The organism is Yersinia sp. Marseille-Q3913 (assembly GCF_963892745.1).
Lineage (GTDB): Bacteria > Pseudomonadota > Gammaproteobacteria > Enterobacterales > Enterobacteriaceae > Yersinia > Yersinia bercovieri.
The window spans coordinates 1-1,404 of sequence record NZ_CAWQAF010000069.1 but is presented as its reverse complement, the minus strand read 5'-3'; the positions used below and the strand labels follow the sequence as shown (position 1 = coordinate 1,404).

Genomic DNA, 1,404 nt, shown 5'->3' with positions numbered 1-1,404 from the left:
CGGTTATCTGGGCCTGAGTTCGATACTCTACCGGACTCAGGCCTTTTAGCTTCTGTTTTATTCTTTCATGGTTGTAATAGTGAATATACTCATCGATTGCAATTCGTAACTCACCGATATTTTTATAATCATCAAGATATAGGCATTCCGATTTCAGTGTCCCGAAGAAGCTTTCTATTACCGCGTTATCAAGACAGTTCCCTTTTCTGGACATACTTTGCGTCAGACCCGCTTCTTTCAACCGCTTCTGGTACTGTGCCATTTGATATTGCCAGCCTTGATCTGAATGTATCAACGGATATTCATTTTCACTCAGTACTGATAAGGCCTTTGACAGCATATTCTCCACCATTGACAGATGTGGGCGTGACTCCATCTGATACGCGATTATCTCACCATTATAGAGATCAAGTACCGGTGATAAATACAGTTTCTCTCCGCTAATTTTGAACTCAGTAACATCCGTTACCCATTTCTGATTAGGTTTATCCGCACTGAACTGACGGCTCAGGATATTATCGGCTGCTTTTCCATACCGACCTTTATAAGAGTTATATTTCTTTCTTCTAATACAGGAAGTTAACTGTAACTCCTGCATTAACCTCTGAACAGTTTTATGGTTAAGCGGCGTGCCAGCCCTGCGACAGGCAAGCGTGATCCTGCGGTATCCATATCGACCTCTATGCTGATGGAACAGTGTCGTAATCCGTCGCTTATCATCCGCATATTTATTTGGTTTTTTGCATGAAGATAACTGCCAGTAGAACGTGCTTCTGGCTAGCTCTGCGGCCCTCAGTAGACGGGGCAGCGAATATTGTTGCCTTAACTCATTCACGGCTTGCGCTTTGTACCATGCTCTGGCGTGTTTTTTTGACTGAGTAAGGCCTGCAACTTTTTTAGATAAGCCACCTCAACACGAAGTTGTTCCAGCTCTTCCCGTTCATCCGGACAAAGAGAGGATGTTGTGTTTTTTTTAGGGTGTTTTCCGGTTAATTCTGACATCCTTTTTCTCCCGCGGCGGCTATTTCTGAGGGCTTCCAGACCCCCTTCATTATACAGGCGTTCCCACAGGCAAACAGAGGTGAATGCAGGAATATTAAACACAGTACTCACCTTGCGTGCGGAAAGAAGATGGTCGCGCATATACAGAATAACGGCTTCCTTAAAGGTTGGAGGATAGTGGCCAGGTTTTGTCGTCAGTCCTGCCTCACCATGAAGTTTCCACGCACTGGACCACTTACGGACTGCACTGTGATCAATGCCAAATCGTTTGGCTGTCGCTTGTTGTCCCTCCAGTCCGGAAAGATAGTGTTGCACGACCCGTAACTTGAAATTGAGAGAGTATTTACTCATAAAAAACTGCACCTTACTTTGTTGAGTGTCCAACATTTGGGGTGCAGTTCA

1 protein-coding gene is annotated in these 1,404 nt (G+C 44.7%); it reads right to left on the bottom strand.

The annotated features are described in order from the left end of the window. Nucleotides 1–1,353 (bottom strand): IS3 family transposase gene (locus AACW11_RS18125; RefSeq protein ID WP_445285832.1). Its coding sequence is split into 2 segments (ribosomal slippage), with 1,351 coding nucleotides annotated over them: nt 1–886 and nt 889–1,353; the frame shifts between segments, so codons are not numbered across the junction. This gene is flagged as partial in the annotation. Between the last annotated feature and the right edge of the window lie 51 nt (nt 1,354–1,404).